Below are 17,267 nucleotides of genomic sequence, written 5' to 3' on the forward strand. Positions count from 1 at the left end.
TTTCGATCAGAATTTGAACTCGGCACCCGCATAGAAGAAGCGGCCGGTGTTCGGATAGATCGCGTCGTTGCCCGTGCCCGTAAGATCGTACGGCGGCAGCTTGTTGGTGAGGTTGTCGACGCCGGCGTAGAAGCGGTACTTGTCGGTCGCGTTCACGCCCAGACGAAGGCTGTGGTAGACGATCGGGTTATAGTACACGAACGGACGCGCGTCGGGGTTGGTCGGAGTCCGGCCCTGCGAAGTGAAGAACGTTTCATAGGAAAGCCCCGAAACGATCTGCTTGCCGACGTAGCGCGCATTGTAGTTCAGGTCGACCGGGCCCCATTTGCCGTTGATCGTGAACTGACCCTGCCACTTCGGATCGCCGAGCGTGCTGTCGATCCGGTCGTAGCGGTTGGGTTCGGTGATGTAGGTGTATTGCAGACGATCCATCACATAGCTGACCTGCAGGCGCAGATTGAGCTGCAGGTTGCTGCGGAACGCATGGACATAGGCTGCGTCGAAATCGAGCCCGCGCGTTGCCAGCTTGGCGAAGTTGAACGGCTGGTTGATGAAACCGTTGCCGTTGCCCGCCAGGCCGAAGGTGAACTGCGACGTGTCGATCGTGCGCGATGTCTGGCCGTTGAAGGTCTGGTTGGTAACCGGATCGGTCGTCGTGCGGCGGAAGACGGCGGCGCAGAACGTGTTGTTGATGCCGCCCGGATCGTCATAGCAGCGGTTGATGATCGCCTGGCCGGTAAGGCCGGAGATCACGTTCTTCACGCGGATGTTGTAGTAGGTGACCTTGAAGTTGAGGCCGGGGATATAGTGCGGCGCATAGTTCATGCTGGTCGTGAAGCTCAGGCCGACTTCAGGCGAGAGGTTGGGGTTGCCCTGGTTCACACCGGCAACACCCGATGCCGACTGGTTGGTCCACGGCTTCACCAGAGTCGCGCCCGATGCCGGATCGACGAAGGTGATGCTGGTCGGGATACCGGCCGCCGCGCAGTTCTTCACGCGGTTCGGACCGGCGTTGATGTTGTTGCCCGAGTTGGTGCCACCCGCCTGGTCGCACGGATCGGTCAGGCCGTTGGCGAAGGTGGTCGCCGCGGTCGCATAGAGGTTGGACAGGTTCGGTGCGCGGACCGAGCGTGCCAAGGTCGCGTTGAAGGTCAGGTCGCGGACCGGCGAGTAGATCACACCGGCATTCCATGCGACGACCGAACCGACCGTGCCGCCGTAATCGGACACGCGGCCAGCGCCTTCGATCGTCAGCTCGCGGATGAGCGGCAAGTTGGCGAGGACCGGTAGGCGAAGCTCGCCATAGAGTTCCTTGATCTCGACCTTGTTCGGATCGAACGTTGCCGCCGGGTTGAGGAAGGTCGCGCCCGACGCGGTGACCGGATCCTGGCCCGAGAACGCATCCTCGCTGCGATATTCGGCACCGATCGAGAAGCCGACCGGGCCGCCGGGCAGCTTGAAGAAGCCGCTCGAATCGCCCGAGAGGAATGCCGTTGCGTCGATTTCCTCGGCCCACTGGTTCCGCGTCGAGGTGTAGAGCGTGTAGTTGAGGGCGCGCTGGTCGAAGGCGCCCTGGCCGAACAGGTTCAACGGAACGCAGGCCGCGTCGTCATTAGTCGTGCTGGCGTCGGCATTGACCGCGCAGACGATCTTCTGGCCGGTCGAATTGTTGACGAAGTTGCTCCCGGCATAGCCGGTCGGTGCGACAACCGCGTTCACCGCCTTGCCGTAATTCGCGATCAGGACGTTGCCGCCCGTGCGATAGTAGTTCTCGGTGCGACCGTAGTTGCCGGCGATCTCGTAGTGGAGATTGCCCTTCTCGCTGATGTCGCCCTGCACGCCGAGAACGGCGCGATAGGTCTGTCGCTTATGGAATTCGGCACGCGTCCCGAAATCGTTGTTGAAGCGGTTGAGCGTGAACGACGTGGCGCCCGGGGCGAGGATCGTCTGCAGCGTCGAGCGCGATGCGGCGGAGAGGAACGGGTTGTTGATGCTGAACGTCGAGGTCAGCGTACCACCCGTGAAGCTCGGCTGGGTCGATTGCTGCTCGACATCGACCTTGACGTAGGTCGCCTCGAGGAACGGCTTGAAGGCGGGTGAGAAATCGCCGCTCAACATCAGGTTCGCAACATAGCGATCCTGGCTCGGCAGCAACATCGCATCTTCGACGCCCGTCGCGGTCAAGCCGCGGAGAATCCCGCCGCCGATCGCGCGATTGTCGACAATGTTGCTGTCCTTCTGCAGCGAACCGTCGGGCTGGAACACGTAGTTGTACGCGAGCGGGGCGCCGGTCGGCGTGGTCTGCCCGGTGCAGATCGCGGCGCGCTGCGCGGCATTCGCCGTGGTCGCGGTGCCCGGGCAGGTCGTCACGACGGTACCGCCGATCGAGCGGTTGCCGAAGACGATGCCGCTCGACACGAACGAGGTGTTCGGAATGCCGTCGAAGTTGCGGTTCGGCGCGGTCGTGATCTGCGTCGTGATGAACCCGGGCGTTCCCGTGAACGCGCCCAGATAATCGCGATCGGCATAGAAGACCGAGTTTGCGCGCGTATATTCGCCCGACACGGTGAGGTTCACCCGGCCGTCGAGGAAGTTATGGCCGGCGATGCCGCTGATCAGGTAGGTGCCGCGGTCGCCATAGGTGGTCGTGCCGCCCTGGGCGCGAATCCGCACGCCGTCATAGTTCTTGCGCAGCACGAAGTTGACGACGCCCGCGATCGCATCCGAACCGTAGATCGCCGAATTGCCGCCGGTGACGAGATCGACGCGTTCGACCAGATCGTACGGAATCGTGCTGACGTCGGGCGTGTAGCTGCCGGGAACGGCGGTCACGACGCGACGGCCGTTGACGAGCGTCAGCGTGCGCGCAGTACCGAGGCCGCGCAGATCGAGCAGGCTGAGGCCCGCGGTGCCGATGCTGCCGGTCGAGTTCGCCTGGCTGAAGGTCGAGCGGAGCTGCGGGAGCTGGTTGAGCGCGTCGCCGAGCGAGACGTCGCCGCGCGCACCGAGCAGTTCGACCGCCGAGATCGCCGTAACCGGAACCGACTGGTCGAGCTTGCGGACCCGGATGCGCGAACCGGTGACGACGATATCTTCAGGGCCCTGGTTCGCCGCCGCAGCGTCGTCGGCAGCAAGCGAGCCTGGTGGTGTGGCAGGTGCCGGCTCGGGAGGTGCGGTTTGAGCGGCGGCAGGCAAAGCGATAACGAGCGACACGCCGGTAAGGGCGCTCGCAGACAACAGTCTGAGCTTCATCGATAGTTCCCCATTTCCGGGCGGCGGTTCCGCCTGCCCGGTTGGGGGTAACAAATAAGAAATGTAGGTCCGGCGCAACCCCTACATTTCACAAACCTGAACCAAAGCTGACAGTTTGTTAAACATGTGACCAAAGTGTCACATCCGTCATGCTTTCAAAAAAATTGTTGTCCCGGCGCAACGGTTTTTGGGTCTTACCGCTCGACGCAGACTGCAATCCCCATTCCGCCGCCAATACAAAGCGTTGCCAGACCCTTCCGAACATCGCGCTTGGCCATCTCGTACAGCAGCGTCGTCAGCACGCGCGCGCCCGAGGCGCCGATCGGGTGGCCGATCGCGATCGCACCGCCGTTGACGTTGACGCGCTCGGGATCCCAGCCGAGTTCCTTGCCGACCGACAGCGCCTGCGCGGCAAACGCTTCGTTCGCTTCGATCAGGTCGAGATCGCCGATGCTCCACCCGGCCTTTTCGAGCGCGCGGCGAGTCGCGGGGACGGGGCCGATCCCCATTATCGACGGATCGACCCCGGCCGACGCCCAGCTCGCGATCCGTGCGAGGATCGGGCTTCCACGCTTTTCGGCCTCGGCGCGCGTCATCAGCACCAGCGCGGCGGCGCCGTCGTTGAGGCCGCTCGCGTTCGCCGCGGTGACGGTGCCGTCCTTCTTGAACGCCGGGCGCAGGCCGACAACGCTCTCGAGCGTCGCCCCGGCGCGGATATATTCGTCGTCCGCGACGATCGTGTCGCCCTTGCGCCCCTTGATCGTGACGGGCGCGATCTCGTCGCGGAAGCGCCCAGCGGTGCGGGCGGCTTCGGCGAGGTTCTGCGAGCGGACCGCGAACACGTCCTGTGCCTCGCGCGAGATCTGGTACTGCTCGGCGAGATTCTCGGCAGTGATGCCCATGTGATAGTTGTTGAACACGTCGGTCAGCCCGTCGCTGATCATCGTGTCGACCAGCGTGACGTTGCCCATCTTGGTGCCGCCGCGCAGGTTCTGTGCGTGCGCGCTGAGCGACATCGATTCCTGGCCGCCCGCGACCATGATGCGCGCATCGCCGCACGCGATCGACTGCGCCGCCAGCGCCACCGCGCGCAAGCCCGAACCGCACACCTGGTTGACGCCCCAGGCAGGGATTTCCTTGGGTACGCCCGCGGCCATCGCCGCCTGGCGCGCCGGGTTCTGCCCTTGGCCGGCGGTCAGCACCTGGCCGAGGATGACCTCGGAGACTTCGTCACCCGCAACACCGGCCTGCGCGAGCGCCGCCTCGATCGCGATCCGGCCGAGCTCGTGCGCCGGCGTTCCGGCGAACGCGCCGAGGAAGCTGCCGACGGGCGTGCGCTTGGCGGCGGTGATGACGATGTCCTGCATGGCTCTGCTCCGGCGGTAGGGTGTGGCCGCTATCTAGCCGGGGAACACGCGTTTAACCACCCCGCGAGGGGCTCCCACAGCTGCGCGCGGGCGCCGCTGCCGACGATCATCCCGACATGCCCCGCGCCGAGATCATGGCGATCGGCGAGATCGGCGGCGGTGGCGGCGGGCACGATACGGTCGTTGCGCGAGACGAAGTCGACGCTCGGGCAGTGCAGCGCCGCGGGGGCGATCGTGGTGCCCGCGATCTGCCAGCCGCCGCTGCCGGGCACGTCGTGGGCGATACAATGCTCGAACAATTGTCGTCCGGCGGCATAGGGCAGGGGGGCGCCGCCATTCGCCCAATCCTCCATCGCGATGAAGCGCTGCGCCGCGGCGCTGTCGGGGTCGCGCGCGGCGAACGATTCGTATTTGGCGACCGTTCGCGCCGGGTCGAGCCGCCAGAAGCCCGCTTGCAGCACTTCCATGGGCACGAGCCCCATCGCCTCGCACGCGGGTTTGGCCGACGCCCACAAGCCCGCCATATCGGCGCGCGCCGCCTTGCCGAAGCCAGCGAAATGCCACGGCGCGGCGATCAGCGCCAATCCCGCGACTTCGGCGAGGCAGGCGGCGGCAAGCGCCAGCGTGCCGCCGAGACAATAGCCGACGAGGATCGGCGGCGCGTCGAACTTGGCGATCAGCGGCAGCAGCACGCGCGTGACATGCGCGTCGAGATCGAGCGCGCGCCCCGCCGGGGCTTGCGTCCCCCAGTCGAGCAGGAAGGGGCGGTGGCCTTGCGCGGCCAGCCAGCGGAGCAGAGAGACGTCGGGCAGCAAATCGAGGATGTGCGGCGGATTGATCAGCGACGGCACGAACACGATCGCGCGCCCGGTCGCGCCCTTCGCGCCGTAATCGCGCAGCCGTGCTTTCCCTTTTCGGTAGCGCGCCGGCATCGGCTTGCGCACGCGACCGCGCGGCGCGTCCTGATACGCGCGCAGTCCCGCCAGTGCTGCGACGCGGCGATCGGGATCGGTCGCGGTCTCGGCAAGCAGCATTTCGAGGAATAAGGGTAGCGGACGCGGGCCGTGTTGCGATGCGGTAATAATTGGTGGTAGGTTCTGGCCAAACATTCGTCGGGGAGCCCTTCTGCATGAAAAAGACCATTCCGGGCGACGGCCCGGTGACGATCAAGAAGTATGCGAACCGCCGGCTCTACAATACCGAGACGTCTTCCTACATCACCCTCGAACATCTCGCCGCGATGACGCGCGAGGGGCGCGACTTCAAGGTGCTCGACGCCAAGACCGAAGAAGACATCACGCACAACATCCTTACCCAGATCATCATGGAAGAGGAACAGCGCGGCCAGACGATGCTCCCGGTCAACTTCCTGCGCCAGCTGATCGCGATGTATGGCGATTCGATGCAGGCGATGGTGCCGGGCTATCTCGAAGCGTCGATGGACAGCTTCCGCCACAACCAGCAGCAGTTCAAGTCGGCGGTCGAGGGCGCTTTCGCGCAGTCGCCCTTCGCCAACACGCCGTTCGCCGAGATCGCCAAGCAGAACATGGCGATGTTCGAGGCGGCGACCGCGGCGTTCAAGCCCGGCGCGGTGCCCGGTGGCGCGGCCAAGCCTGCTCCGGCTGCCGCGATGAGCAAGGATGACGAGATCGCCGCGCTCAAGGCCGAACTCGGCCGGTTGAACGAAAAGATCGAGAAGCTCGGCGACTGAGGCATGCTGTGGTGGATCGGAGCGGGCGTCGCGGTGATGGTCGCGGTGCTCGCCGGAGTCGCCGATTGGCGGCGCGACCGGCGCGATGATCTCGACCGCGTCGGCTGGGTCGATTGGCGCTCGACGCAAATGTTCGCGCTGATCGCGGCGGCGGGATGCGCGATCATCGCGCAGCACGGGTAGCAAGCGGCTACGCCCGATCGCGCGGAACCTAAACCCCGTTCGCCCTGAGCCTGTCGAGGGGCCCGTTCGGCTGGCGAAGGACTCGCGTGTGGAGCGCGGGGCTTCGACAAGCTCAGCCCGAACGGCGATTGGCGTTCGCGCGTGGCCTTACAGGCACGCCTCGAGATACGCCTGGTCGAACCCGAAGGTCCGCGCCTTTTCGAGCGTGTAGGGGCGCAGGCCCATCGAGCGATATTCGCCGATGATCTTCCCGTCGGCCGATTCGTCGAGATATTCGAACTTGAAGAGCTCCTGCGTGACGATCACCGGGCCTTCCATGCCGATCACTTCGGTGACGTTGGTCACGCGGCGCGAGCCGTCGCGCAGGCGCTTCACCTGGATGATCATCTCGACCGAATCGGCGATCTGGCGCGAGATCGCTTCCTTGGGCACCTTGATGTCGGACATCATCACCATGTTCTCCATACGCGCGAGCGCCTCGCGCGGGGAGTTGGCGTGGAGCGTACACATCGAGCCGTCGTGGCCGGTGTTCATCGCAGCGAGCATGTCGAAACACTCGCTGCCGCGGATTTCGCCGAGGATGATGCGATCCGGGCGCATACGCAGCGCGTTCTTGACGAGATCGCGGATGCTGATCTCGCCCTGGCCTTCGAGATTGGCGGGGCGCGTTTCGAGCGGGAGCCAGTGCGGCTGCTGGAGCCGCAATTCGGCCGCGTCCTCGATCGTCAGCACGCGCTCGCCCGGGTCGATCATCTTCGACAGAGCGTTGAGCATCGTGGTTTTACCGGAACCGGTACCGCCCGAGATGACGACGTTGAAGCGGCACGCGCCCGCAATCTTCAGCGCGGTCGCCATCTTCGGGCTCATCGACCCGAAGCCCGCCATCATGTCGAGCGTGATCGGCTTGGCGGAGAATTTACGAATCGAGATCGCGGTGCCGCGCAAGCTCAGCGGCGGGACGATCACGTTGACGCGGCTGCCGTCCTTGAGGCGGGCGTCGGCGAGCGGCGTGGTCTGGTCGACGCGACGGCCGACCGAGTTGCAGATGCGCTGCGCGATCTGGAAGAGATGTTCCTCGTCGCGGAACTGGATCTGCGCGAGCTCGAGCTTGCCCTTGCGCTCGACATAAGTCTGCTCGGGGCCGTTGACCATGATGTCGGTGATGTTCGGATCGGCGAGCAGTTCTTCCAACGGCCCGAGGCCGAGCAATTCGTCGACCAGCACCTTTTCGAGCGCGAACTGCTCACGCCGGTTGAGCGTCAGCTTCAGCTCGGCGAGCACTTCGCCGATGATCGGGCGGAATTCTTCGGCGAGCTCGTCCTTGTCGAGCGTTGCCGCCGCCTCGGGATCGACGCGTTCGAGCAGGCGCGGGAGGACCTGCTCCTTGATCTTGTGGATCGAGCTTTCGAAGCCCTCGACCTTCGAGCTGCCCGATTCGCCCGACAGCGCCTGGCGGTCGGCAAGGCGCTGCATTGCGTCCTGCTGCGTACCTGGCATCGTGCCGAGCGGCTCGGGGTCGAGGCCACCGGGCAGCGGCGGGAACTGTTCGCCCGCGCCGGGAGCCGATTCGCCATCCGCCGGACGCGAACCACCGCCCTGCATCGGGCGCGCCACGCCGAACGCGGGTCTCGCGCTCGCGCCCGCCATGCCAGGTCGACGCCCAAATGCACTCATGCCGCCAGTTTCCTCATGCTTGGCAACAAGCGTTAGGCGAGAGTGTTTGACATTTTCCTAACCAAACCGCGCGCTCGGGTGGCGCGGACCGCTAAAACGAAAAGGGCACCGTCATCATGACGATGACAGTGCCCGATCGCGGGAGAGCGTAAACCTTAAGCGGTGCGCTCGGCGAGCACCGTCAGGCCAGTCGCGCTGACTTCGGCGAAACCGCCTTCGATCGCGATCAGCTCGGGCTCGCCCTTTTCGGTGCGATAGACCGACAGCGCGCCGTCGCGGATCGTCGACATGACGGGCGCATGGCCCTCGAGCACGCCGAAATCGCCCTCGGTGCCGGGCACGACGACCATATAGACGTCCTCGGACCGGACGAGCTTTTCGGGGGTGACGAGTTCGAAGTGCAGCATGTCTTGTCCTTCTCCAGGCCCTCTCCCGCTTTCGCGCGAGAGGCTACGGAGACTTGGTCCGCCTTCTTCAGGCGGACCTAGTCGAAGTCGGTGAGGGCCTTCTTCTTGTCCGGGGCGCGGCGAACAAGAAGACCCTCACCCAACCCTCTCCCGCGAAGGCGGGAGAGGGCTAGTAGGGAAGAAGCCTTAGGCTTCCTTGGCCATCTTCTCGGCCTTGGCGATCACTTCGTCGATGCCGCCGACCATGTAGAAGGCGCTCTCGGGCAGGTGATCGTACTCGCCGTCGACGACTGCCTTGAACGACTTCACGGTATCCTCGACCTGGACGAACTTGCCGCTGATGCCGGTGAAGACCTCGGCGACGTGGAACGGCTGGCTGAGGAAGCGCTGGATCTTGCGAGCGCGCGACACGGTCGACTTATCTTCTTCCGACAGCTCGTCCATGCCGAGAATGGCGATGATGTCCTGGAGCGACTTGTAGCGCTGGAGGGTTTCCTGAACCCGCCGCGCCGTGTCGTAATGCTCCTGGCCGACGATCGCCGGGGTCAGCACGCGGCTGGTCGAGTCGAGCGGATCGACCGCCGGGTAGATGCCCAGCTCCGAGATCGCGCGGTTGAGGTTGGTCGTTGCGTCCAAATGCGCGAACGACGTGGCCGGCGCCGGATCGGTAAGATCGTCGGCCGGAACGTAGATCGCCTGCACCGAGGTGATCGAGCCCTTGTTGGTCGACGTGATGCGCTCCTGCAGCGCGCCCATGTCGGTCGACAGCGTCGGCTGATAGCCCACCGCCGACGGGATACGGCCGAGCAGTGCCGACACTTCCGAACCCGCCTGGGTGAAGCGGAAGATGTTGTCGACGAAGAACAACACGTCCTGGCCTTCGACGTCGCGGAAATATTCGGCGATCGTCAGGCCCGAGAGCGCAACGCGCGCACGCGCGCCTGGCGGCTCGTTCATCTGGCCGAACACGAGCGCGACCTTCGAGCCCTCGGGCGTCGGGTTGCCGTCGGCGTCCTTGGCGATGACGCCTGCGTCGAGGAACTCGTGGTACAGATCGTTACCCTCGCGGGTGCGCTCGCCGACGCCCGCGAACACCGAGGTGCCGCCATGGCCCTTGGCGATGTTGTTGATCAGTTCCTGGATGAGCACGGTCTTGCCGACGCCGGCGCCGCCGAACAGGCCGATCTTGCCGCCCTTCGCGTACGGCGCGAGCAGATCGATGACCTTGATGCCGGTGACGAGAATCGCGCTCTCGGTCGACTGGTCGACGAACAGCGGCGCCGGTGCGTGGATCGGCATCGTCTCGGTGTGGCCGACGGGACCACGCTCGTCGATCGGCTCGCCGATGACGTTGAGAATGCGGCCGAGCGTCTGCGGGCCGACGGGAACACGGATCTGCGAGCCGGTGTCGGTGACTTCCTGGCCGCGGGTCAGGCCCTCGGTCGAGTCCATCGCGATCGTGCGGACGGTGTTCTCACCGAGATGCTGCGCGACTTCGAGCACGAGGCGGTTGCCGTTGTTCGACGTCTCGAGCGCGTTGAGAATCGCGGGAAGGCGATCCTGCTCGAAGGTCACGTCGACGACGGCGCCGATGACCTGGCTGATACGGCCAACGCTGTTCGTAAGCGCCGGGGCGAGTGTGTCTGGGGCGGTTGCCATGATGCTTTCCTCGTATCGACTACTTGAGCGCTTCGGCGCCGGAGATGATTTCCACCAGCTCGGTGGTGATCGCGGCCTGGCGGCTGCGGTTGTACTGGATCGTCAGGCGATTGATCATGTCGCCGGCATTGCGCGTCGCATTGTCCATCGCGGTCATGCGGCTGCCCTGCTCCGACGCGGCATTCTCGAGCAATGCGCCGAAGATCTGGATCGCGATGTTGCGCGGCAGCAGCGCGGCGAGGATCGATTCCTCGTCGGGCTCATATTCGACCGCGGCGGTCGCCGACGATGCGGCGACGTCGTTCGCGGCCGACGGCAGCGCGACCGGAATGATCTGGCGGCCGACCGGCTCCTGCACCAGCGCCGACTGGAAGCGGGCGTAGAACAAATGCGCGATGTCGAACTCGCCGGCCTCGTAGCGTGCGATCAGATCGTCGGTGATCGCCTTGGCGTCGGCGAAGGCGACGGTCTTGATGTGGCTCATTTCATGATCGGCGAGGATCTGCGTCGGGAAGAAGCGCTTGATCACGCGGCCCTTCTTGCCGGCGACGTAGAACTTTACCGTCTTGCCGGCACGCTCGAGCTCCTCGGCCTTGCGGCGCGCCGCACGGACGATGTTCGAGTTGAACGCGCCCGCGAGGCCGCGCTCCGAGGTCGCGATGACCAGCAGATGGACTTGGTCCTTGCCGGTGCCGGCGAGCAGCTTGGGGCTCGATTCGCTGACGGTCACCTTCGATGCGAGGCTCGCCATCACTTGCTCGAGGCGCAGCGCGTACGGGCGTGCGGCAATCGCCGCTTCCTGCGCACGGCGCAGCTTGGCAGCGGCGACCATCTTCATCGCCTTGGTGATCTTCTGCGTCGACTTCACCGAGCCGATGCGGATCTTGAGGGCTTTAAGCGAGGCCATTCTAGTCCTTCTTATCCGCTCCCGCGTGCGGGAGAGGCTACGGAGACTTGGGTCGCGTCCTTCACGCGGCCCTAGTCGAAGTCGGTGAGGGTCTTCTGCTTGTCGGGCGTCGACGAGAAGAAAACCCTCACCCAACCCTCTCCCGCGGAAGCGGGAGAGGGCTAGGCATTACGCAAACGTCTTCGAAAACGCACCGAGCGCGGTCTTCAGCGCCTCGGTCGTCTCCTTCGACAGGTCGCGCTTGTCGCGAATGTCGGTGAGGAGATCGGCGTGGCTGCTGCGCATCTCGGCGAGCATCGCCTGCTCGTAGCGGACGACGGCGTTGACCGGCACGGTATCGAGGAAGCCGTTGGTGCCAGCGAAGATCGACACGGTCTGCTCTTCGAACGGCATCGGCGCGAACTGCGCCTGCTTGAGCAGCTCGGTCAGACGAGCACCACGATTCAGCAGCTTCTGCGTCGAAGCATCGAGGTCCGAACCGAACTGTGCGAACGCCGCCATTTCGCGATACTGCGCGAGCTCGAGCTTGATCGAGCCCGACACCTTCTTCATCGCCTTGGTCTGGGCGGCCGAGCCGACGCGCGACACCGACAGACCGACGTTGATGGCGGGACGGATGCCCGCGAAGAACAGGTCGGTCTCGAGGAAGATCTGGCCGTCGGTGATCGAGATCACGTTGGTCGGGATGTAGGCCGACACGTCGCCTGCCTGAGTCTCGATGATCGGCAGTGCGGTGAGCGAGCCGCCCCCGTTGGCGTCGTTCATCTTGGCCGCGCGCTCGAGCAGGCGGCTGTGAAGATAGAACACGTCACCCGGATAGGCTTCGCGGCCCGGCGGGCGACGCAGCAGCAGCGACATCTGGCGGTAGGCGACGGCCTGCTTCGACAGATCGTCATAGACGATGACGGCATGCATGCCGTTGTCGCGGAAATATTCGCCCATCGCGCAGCCGGTGTAGGGTGCGAGGAACTGCAGCGGGGCAGGGTCCGACGCGGTCGCCGCGACGACGATCGAGTAATCCATCGCGCCCTGCTCGGTCAGCGTGCGGACGAGCTGTGCGACGGTCGAGCGCTTCTGGCCGACGGCGACGTAGATGCAATAGAGCTTCTTCGACTCGTCGTCGCCCTGATGCGCTGCCTTCTGGTTGATGAAGGTGTCGATCGCGACCGCCGACTTGCCGGTCTGGCGATCGCCGATGATCAGTTCGCGCTGGCCACGGCCGACGGGAACGAGCGCGTCGATCGCCTTGAGGCCGGTCTGGACGGGCTCGTTGACCGAGGTGCGCGGGATGATGCCCGGTGCCTTGACTTCGACGCGGCTGCGCTGCGTCGTCTCGATCGGGCCCTTGCCGTCGATCGGGTTGCCGAGGCCATCGACCACGCGACCGAGCAGCGCCTTGCCGACGGGGACGTCGACGATCGTGCCGGTGCGCTTGACGACGTCACCTTCCTTGATCTGCGAGTCCGACCCGAAGATCACGACGCCGACATTGTCGGCCTCGAGGTTGAGCGCCATGCCCTGCACGCCGTTCGAGAATTCGACCATCTCGCCCGCCTGGACGTTGTCGAGCCCGAAGATGCGCGCGATGCCGTCACCGACGCTGAGCACCTGGCCGGTTTCCGAAACCTGCGCTTCGGTGCCGAAATTGCCGATCTGGTCCTTGATGACCTTCGAGATTTCTGCGGCGCGGATATCCATGACTTAACCTTTCATCGCGTGCGCGAGAGCATTGAGACGAGTGCGAATCGAGCTGTCGATCCGCTGCGAGCCGATCTGGACGACCAGACCGCCGAGGAGGGTGGGGTCGACCGAGAGATCGACCGAAACGTCGGTGCCGATGCGGGTGCGCAGCTGCTGCTTGAGCGCCTCGACCTGCTCTTCGGTGAGCGGATGCGCCGAGGTCACTTCCGCGGTCGTCTCGCCGCGGTGGCGCGCGGCCAGATCGCGAAAGGCGCGGATGATCGCCGGGAGCTGCGACAGACGCCGGTTGTCGGCAAGCACGCCGAGGAACTTCGCCGTCGTATCGTCGACGTCGATCATCTCCGCAGCCGACGCGACGGCCTTGGCCGCCTGCTGGCGCGAGACGACCGGGCTGCCGATCAGTTGCGCGAACTCGCTCGACTGCGCGATCGCGGCGCGGACGCGGCCGAGGCTCGCTTCGACGGCGTCGATCGATTTGGTGTCACGCGCGAGCTCGAACAAAGCGGTGGCATAGCGGCCGCTTAAGCTTGCTTGAATACCGCCGGATGCTTCCACGCGATTGGGGTCCTCTTGGGCACGAATGGTGGCCCCATGCAAAAAGAGGGCGCTGGGGAATGCGCCTTCAGATGGGATGGCGAGCGGTTAGCATCGGCTCGGGTCGCTTGCAAGCCATGCGCACCAAGCGGCCCTATTGCGGCAAGAACTCGCGTCTTTCACGCAACTGTAACATTCGCTTAACCATTGCTTGGCAGCTTCGAGACCATAGCGTCGGACATGAAACGAATCGCTTTCGCTCCGAAGGTCCCCCTGCTCGATCGCTGGATCGGCCGTTTTGCCACGCGCTGGGATGCCGGCGGGCGCAACGTGCGTATCCAGCTGCGGCGCATCGTCGCGGCGTTGCTGGCAATCCAGGCTTTGCTCGCGCTTGCGCTGGTCGGCACCACCGCCGCGACCAGCCACCGCGTCAACGTGCTCGTGCTCGATCGCTTGTATCCGATCGGCGAGCTGCAGCGTGTCAATGCGAGCTACGCCAACGCGTTGCTGACGGCGAACAAGGTGCGCAGCGGCAATCTCTCGGCGGCGGGCGCGATCGCGACGATCCAGGCGACGCGTGCCGAAATCGCAACCAACTGGAGCGCGTTCACGCACCACCATCTCGATACGCGGCGGGCGAGCCAGGTCGCGCACGTCGAATCCGCGCGCCACGATGCCGATGCCGCGCTCGATACGCTCCACGACTTGTTGCGCGCCAAACGGATCGACCAACTCGACTTTTTCGTCAGCGGCCCGCTTTATGCCGCGATCGATCCGCTGACCGCGTCGAGCACGACGCTGATGACCGATCTGCGTGCCGACGCAGCGCGCGAGCGAGCCGCGCTCGATGCCGGGTTCCTCCAGGTCTTTCTGCTCGTCGCCTTCGTCACTGCAGCGGCCCTGCTCGTGGCGGTATGGGGAATGCGGATGCTGACGCTGCGAGTCGTTCGCCCGCTCGCGCTGATCGCCGAGGCGACGCGCGACATCACGCTCGAGCGCGCCGATGCGCCGATCCCCGCGCTCGACCGCAGCGACGAGATCGGCGACATCGCGCGCGCGCTGGTGTTTGCGCGGCAGCGCTCGGCCGATGCGCGCCGGCTGAGCGAGGAAGCGCGTCGGACCGCCGACGCGCTCTACGCCAACGAGCGGCGCGAGGACGCCGCGCGCGCGAAACGCGCCGCGCATCTCGACGCGCTGTTCGAAGTGTTCGAGCGGACCGCCGGGATCTCGGTGCGCCAGCTCGCCTCGACCGGCCCGGCGCTGCGCGAGACCGCCGCGGCGATGTCGAGCGAGGCGGGGACGACCGAGAAGCATGCGATGGCGACCGCCGCGCTGACCGAGCAAAGCGCGAACAATGCCCGCACGATCACGCAATCGGCGACCGCGCTTGCCGGCGCGATCGAGCGGATCAGCCGTGCGGCGAACGAATCGCGCGCCGGCGTGGCGACGGTGCGCGAGCGCACGCTCGAAGGGCGCGGGCACGCCGAATCGATGGGGGCGCTGGTGGCGGAGATCGCCGCCGTGCTCGACATGATCGCCGCGGTCGCCGGGCAGACCAATCTGCTCGCCTTGAACGCGACGATCGAGGCGGCGCGCGCGGGCGAGGCGGGGCGCGGCTTCGCGGTCGTCGCCGAGGAAGTGAAGGGCCTCGCGCGCCAGACGCAGACCGCGGCGGGGCGGATCGAGGCGCGGCTCGCCGCGGTGCGTACCGCGAGCGACACCGTACTCGCTACGATCGAATCGGTCGACGGGCTGGTCGCCGAGCTCGATCAGTCGTCGGCCAATGTCGCGCACGCGGTCGATCAGCAGCGCGGCATGACGCAAGCGATCGCCTACGCCATCGCCGAGGTCGAGGACGGTACGGCCGACGCCGCCGCCAACATGCAGACGCTGCGCGAACGCGCGCAGCGCTCGCGCCAGACGTCGGACGACGTGACGCGCACCGCCGAGGATGTCGCGGGGAGCGTCGAGCGGCTGCGCGGGCAGATCAACCAGCTGATGGCCGACGTCCGCGCCGCCTGATCGCGCTTCCGTGGGCGCCGCAATGTTGCTAGCGGCGCGAGCACGGGGCGACAGTGACGGAGAGTAGAATGACCGGCCAGATGCAGCAGATGACGATGTCCGACGGCGCCACGATCGGCGTCTATCACGCGCAGCCGAGCGGCGCGCGCAAGGGCGGGCTGGTGCTGGTCCAGGAGATTTTCGGCGTCACCGCGCACATTCGCGACCTGTGCGATGGGTACGCCGCCGATGGCTATGAAGTGCTCGCGCCCGCGATCTTCGACCGCGAGCATCCCGGCTTCGAGGCCGATCACGATGCCGAGGGCATGGCGCAGGGGATCAAGCTCGCGCGCGAAGTCCATCCGTTCGACCTCAGCCTCACCGACGTCCAGACCTGCGTCGACACGCTCGCCAAGGACGGGCCGGTGTTCGTCGTCGGCTATTGCTATGGCGGTTCGGTCGCGTGGTTCGCGGCGACGCGGATGCACAATGTCGCGGCGGCCTCGGCCTATTACGGCAGCATGGTCCCCGCCGCCGCCGACGAGGAGCCCAAGGTTGCCGTCATCCTCCATTTCGGGCGCGAGGATCAGAGCATCCCGATGGACGGCGTCGAAAAGGTCATCGCCAAGGATTGGCCCAACGCGACGGTCTATGTCTACGAAGCGGGCCACGGCTTCAATTCGGACCGCCGCGAAGCCTATGACGCCGAGAGCGCCAAGCTCGCCAAGGCACGCACGCTCGAGCTGTTCGCCGCCAATGCGGGCTGACGCTGCGCTTTGAGCGCAAGCGCCGGGATGGCGCGGTACGGGGCAGCGGGTACATAAGACCGCATGACCATGCCGCGCCTCCCGCTCGACCCAGACGCCGCGTGGCGCGCCTTCGAAGCGCGCGACCGGCATTCCGATGGCCGCTTCGTCGGCGCGGTGAAAACGACGGGCATCTATTGCAAGCCGAGCTGCCCGGCACGCCGCCCCAAGCGCGAGAATATGGACTTCTACCGCACGCCCGAGGAAGCGCGGGGCGCGGGGTTCCGCGCGTGTCTGCGCTGCACCCCCGACGCGGTCGGGCGCGACCGCATCGCCGTCGCGCGCGCGGTGGAGTTGATCGAGGCGGCCGACGAACTGGTCGCGCTCGATACGATCGCGGCGTGCGTCGGCTATGCGCCGCACCATTTCCACCGGCTGTTCAAGCGCGCGACGGGCGTGACGCCTGCCGCCTATGCGCGCGGCCTGATGGCGCAGCGCGCAGCGCGGGCGCTCAGCGAGGAGACCACCGTGACCGCAGCGTTGTACGAGGCCGGCTATTCGGCACCGAGCCGCTTTTATGAAGGCGGCGCCAAGCGCCTCGGCATGAGCCCGAGCGCGTGGCAGCGCGGTGGCGAGGGGGTGACGATCCGCTGGATCCTCGCCGAGACCTCGCTCGGGCCGATGCTCGTCGCGGCGACCGACAAGGGGCTGTGCCGCGTCTCGTTCGACGAGGACGAGGGTGCGTTGCGCGCCCGCTTCCCGCACGCCGCGATCGTCCCCGGCGGCGCGGCGCTCGCCGATCTCGCCGCGCGCGTCGTCGCCAGCGTCGAATCGCCCGAGCGCGACCAGGACCTGCCGCTCGACGTCCGCGGGACGGCGTTCCAGGAGGCGATCTGGCAGGCACTGCGCGAAATCCCCTTGGGCGAGACACGCAGCTATGCCGAACTCGCCGCCGCCGCGGGCACCCCCAAGGCCGTCCGCGCGGCGGGGAGCGCGTGCGGTGCGAACCCCGTGTCGATCGTCGTGCCATGCCACCGTGCCCAGCGCAGCGACGGGACGCTCGGCGGCTATGCGTACGGGATCGACCGCAAGGTCGCGCTGCGCGATCGCGAGGGCGTAGCGTAG

General features: G+C 66.2%; 14 protein-coding genes. 5 read left to right on the forward strand and 9 right to left on the reverse strand.

Going from position 1 to position 17,267, the window contains the following annotated elements; genetic code table 11:
• Window positions 1-6: 6 nt before the first annotated feature.
• The 3 genes from E2E30_RS00810 to E2E30_RS00820 form a co-directional block, all read right to left on the reverse strand.
• Entirely contained in the window at window positions 7-3,252 is a 3,246-nt protein-coding gene (locus tag E2E30_RS00810) for a TonB-dependent receptor domain-containing protein (protein ID WP_133186343.1), read from the reverse strand.
• 194 nt (window positions 3,253-3,446) lie between these two features.
• Window positions 3,447-4,619, reverse strand: a complete 1,173-nt coding sequence (locus E2E30_RS00815; RefSeq protein WP_133186345.1) for an acetyl-CoA C-acetyltransferase — start codon at window positions 4,617-4,619, stop codon at window positions 3,447-3,449.
• Between the two features lie 29 nt (window positions 4,620-4,648).
• Window positions 4,649-5,728 (reverse strand): alpha/beta fold hydrolase, encoded by a 1,080-nt coding sequence (locus E2E30_RS00820; RefSeq protein WP_133186347.1) that lies wholly within the window; start codon window positions 5,726-5,728, stop codon window positions 4,649-4,651.
• Between the two features lie 20 nt (window positions 5,729-5,748).
• On the opposite strand from E2E30_RS00820, the gene phaR reads away from it, so the two are divergent.
• On the forward strand, window positions 5,749-6,330 hold the full coding sequence (gene phaR, locus E2E30_RS00825) for a polyhydroxyalkanoate synthesis repressor PhaR (protein WP_133186349.1): 582 nt from the start codon (window positions 5,749-5,751) through the stop codon (window positions 6,328-6,330).
• A 3-nt stretch (window positions 6,331-6,333) separates the two neighbouring features.
• Window positions 6,334-6,513: a hypothetical protein gene (locus E2E30_RS00830; protein ID WP_133186351.1), complete on the forward strand. Its 180-nt coding sequence runs from the start codon at window positions 6,334-6,336 to the stop codon at window positions 6,511-6,513.
• A 147-nt stretch (window positions 6,514-6,660) separates the two neighbouring features.
• Here E2E30_RS00830 and E2E30_RS00835 read toward each other — a convergent pair whose 3' ends face one another.
• The 6 genes from E2E30_RS00835 to E2E30_RS00860 form a co-directional block, all read right to left on the reverse strand.
• Window positions 6,661-8,187, reverse strand: coding sequence for a CpaF family protein (locus E2E30_RS00835; protein ID WP_189675867.1), 1,527 nt, complete (start codon window positions 8,185-8,187; stop codon window positions 6,661-6,663).
• A 155-nt stretch (window positions 8,188-8,342) separates the two neighbouring features.
• Window positions 8,343-8,594 (reverse strand): ATP synthase F1 subunit epsilon, encoded by a 252-nt coding sequence (locus tag E2E30_RS00840; protein WP_133186353.1) that lies wholly within the window; start codon window positions 8,592-8,594, stop codon window positions 8,343-8,345.
• Window positions 8,595-8,780: 186 nt separating this feature from the next.
• On the reverse strand, window positions 8,781-10,253 hold the full coding sequence (gene atpD / locus E2E30_RS00845) for a F0F1 ATP synthase subunit beta (RefSeq protein WP_133186355.1): 1,473 nt from the start codon (window positions 10,251-10,253) through the stop codon (window positions 8,781-8,783).
• Window positions 10,254-10,272: 19 nt separating this feature from the next.
• Window positions 10,273-11,160: a F0F1 ATP synthase subunit gamma gene (locus tag E2E30_RS00850; RefSeq protein WP_133186357.1), complete on the reverse strand. Its 888-nt coding sequence runs from the start codon at window positions 11,158-11,160 to the stop codon at window positions 10,273-10,275.
• Between the two features lie 168 nt (window positions 11,161-11,328).
• Window positions 11,329-12,858 (reverse strand): F0F1 ATP synthase subunit alpha, encoded by a 1,530-nt coding sequence (atpA, locus tag E2E30_RS00855; protein WP_133186359.1) that lies wholly within the window; start codon window positions 12,856-12,858, stop codon window positions 11,329-11,331.
• 3 nt (window positions 12,859-12,861) lie between these two features.
• On the reverse strand, window positions 12,862-13,416 hold the full coding sequence (locus E2E30_RS00860) for a F0F1 ATP synthase subunit delta (protein ID WP_133186361.1): 555 nt from the start codon (window positions 13,414-13,416) through the stop codon (window positions 12,862-12,864).
• Between the two features lie 219 nt (window positions 13,417-13,635).
• Between E2E30_RS00860 and E2E30_RS00865 the strand changes: the two genes are divergently transcribed.
• The 3 genes from E2E30_RS00865 to ada all read left to right on the forward strand — a co-directional run bounded on the left by E2E30_RS00865 (window position 13,636) and on the right by ada (window position 17,267).
• Window positions 13,636-15,417, forward strand: coding sequence for a methyl-accepting chemotaxis protein (locus E2E30_RS00865; protein WP_133186363.1), 1,782 nt, complete (start codon window positions 13,636-13,638; stop codon window positions 15,415-15,417).
• 68 nt (window positions 15,418-15,485) lie between these two features.
• On the forward strand, window positions 15,486-16,163 hold the full coding sequence (locus E2E30_RS00870) for a dienelactone hydrolase family protein (RefSeq protein WP_133186365.1): 678 nt from the start codon (window positions 15,486-15,488) through the stop codon (window positions 16,161-16,163).
• Window positions 16,164-16,226: 63 nt separating this feature from the next.
• Window positions 16,227-17,267: a bifunctional DNA-binding transcriptional regulator/O6-methylguanine-DNA methyltransferase Ada gene (gene ada / locus E2E30_RS00875; protein WP_206365618.1), complete on the forward strand. Its 1,041-nt coding sequence runs from the start codon at window positions 16,227-16,229 to the stop codon at window positions 17,265-17,267.

This window comes from Sphingomonas sp. AAP5 (assembly GCF_004354345.1).
GTDB lineage: Bacteria > Pseudomonadota > Alphaproteobacteria > Sphingomonadales > Sphingomonadaceae > Sphingomonas > Sphingomonas glacialis.

Coding starts and splice junctions, on each gene's coding strand:
- E2E30_RS00810 (WP_133186343.1), bottom strand. CDS start 3,252: ATGAAGCTCAGACTGTTGTCTGCGAGCGCCCTTACCGGCGTGTCGCTC.
- E2E30_RS00815 (WP_133186345.1), bottom strand. CDS start 4,619: ATGCAGGACATCGTCATCACCGCCGCCAAGCGCACGCCCGTCGGCAGC.
- E2E30_RS00820 (WP_133186347.1), bottom strand. CDS start 5,728: ATGTTTGGCCAGAACCTACCACCAATTATTACCGCATCGCAACACGGC.
- phaR (WP_133186349.1), top strand. CDS start 5,749: ATGAAAAAGACCATTCCGGGCGACGGCCCGGTGACGATCAAGAAGTAT.
- E2E30_RS00830 (WP_133186351.1), top strand. CDS start 6,334: ATGCTGTGGTGGATCGGAGCGGGCGTCGCGGTGATGGTCGCGGTGCTC.
- E2E30_RS00835 (WP_189675867.1), bottom strand. CDS start 8,187: ATGAGTGCATTTGGGCGTCGACCTGGCATGGCGGGCGCGAGCGCGAGA.
- E2E30_RS00840 (WP_133186353.1), bottom strand. CDS start 8,594: ATGCTGCACTTCGAACTCGTCACCCCCGAAAAGCTCGTCCGGTCCGAG.
- atpD (WP_133186355.1), bottom strand. CDS start 10,253: ATGGCAACCGCCCCAGACACACTCGCCCCGGCGCTTACGAACAGCGTT.
- E2E30_RS00850 (WP_133186357.1), bottom strand. CDS start 11,160: ATGGCCTCGCTTAAAGCCCTCAAGATCCGCATCGGCTCGGTGAAGTCG.
- atpA (WP_133186359.1), bottom strand. CDS start 12,858: ATGGATATCCGCGCCGCAGAAATCTCGAAGGTCATCAAGGACCAGATC.
- E2E30_RS00865 (WP_133186363.1), top strand. CDS start 13,636: ATGAAACGAATCGCTTTCGCTCCGAAGGTCCCCCTGCTCGATCGCTGG.
- E2E30_RS00870 (WP_133186365.1), top strand. CDS start 15,486: ATGACCGGCCAGATGCAGCAGATGACGATGTCCGACGGCGCCACGATC.
- ada (WP_206365618.1), top strand. CDS start 16,227: ATGACCATGCCGCGCCTCCCGCTCGACCCAGACGCCGCGTGGCGCGCC.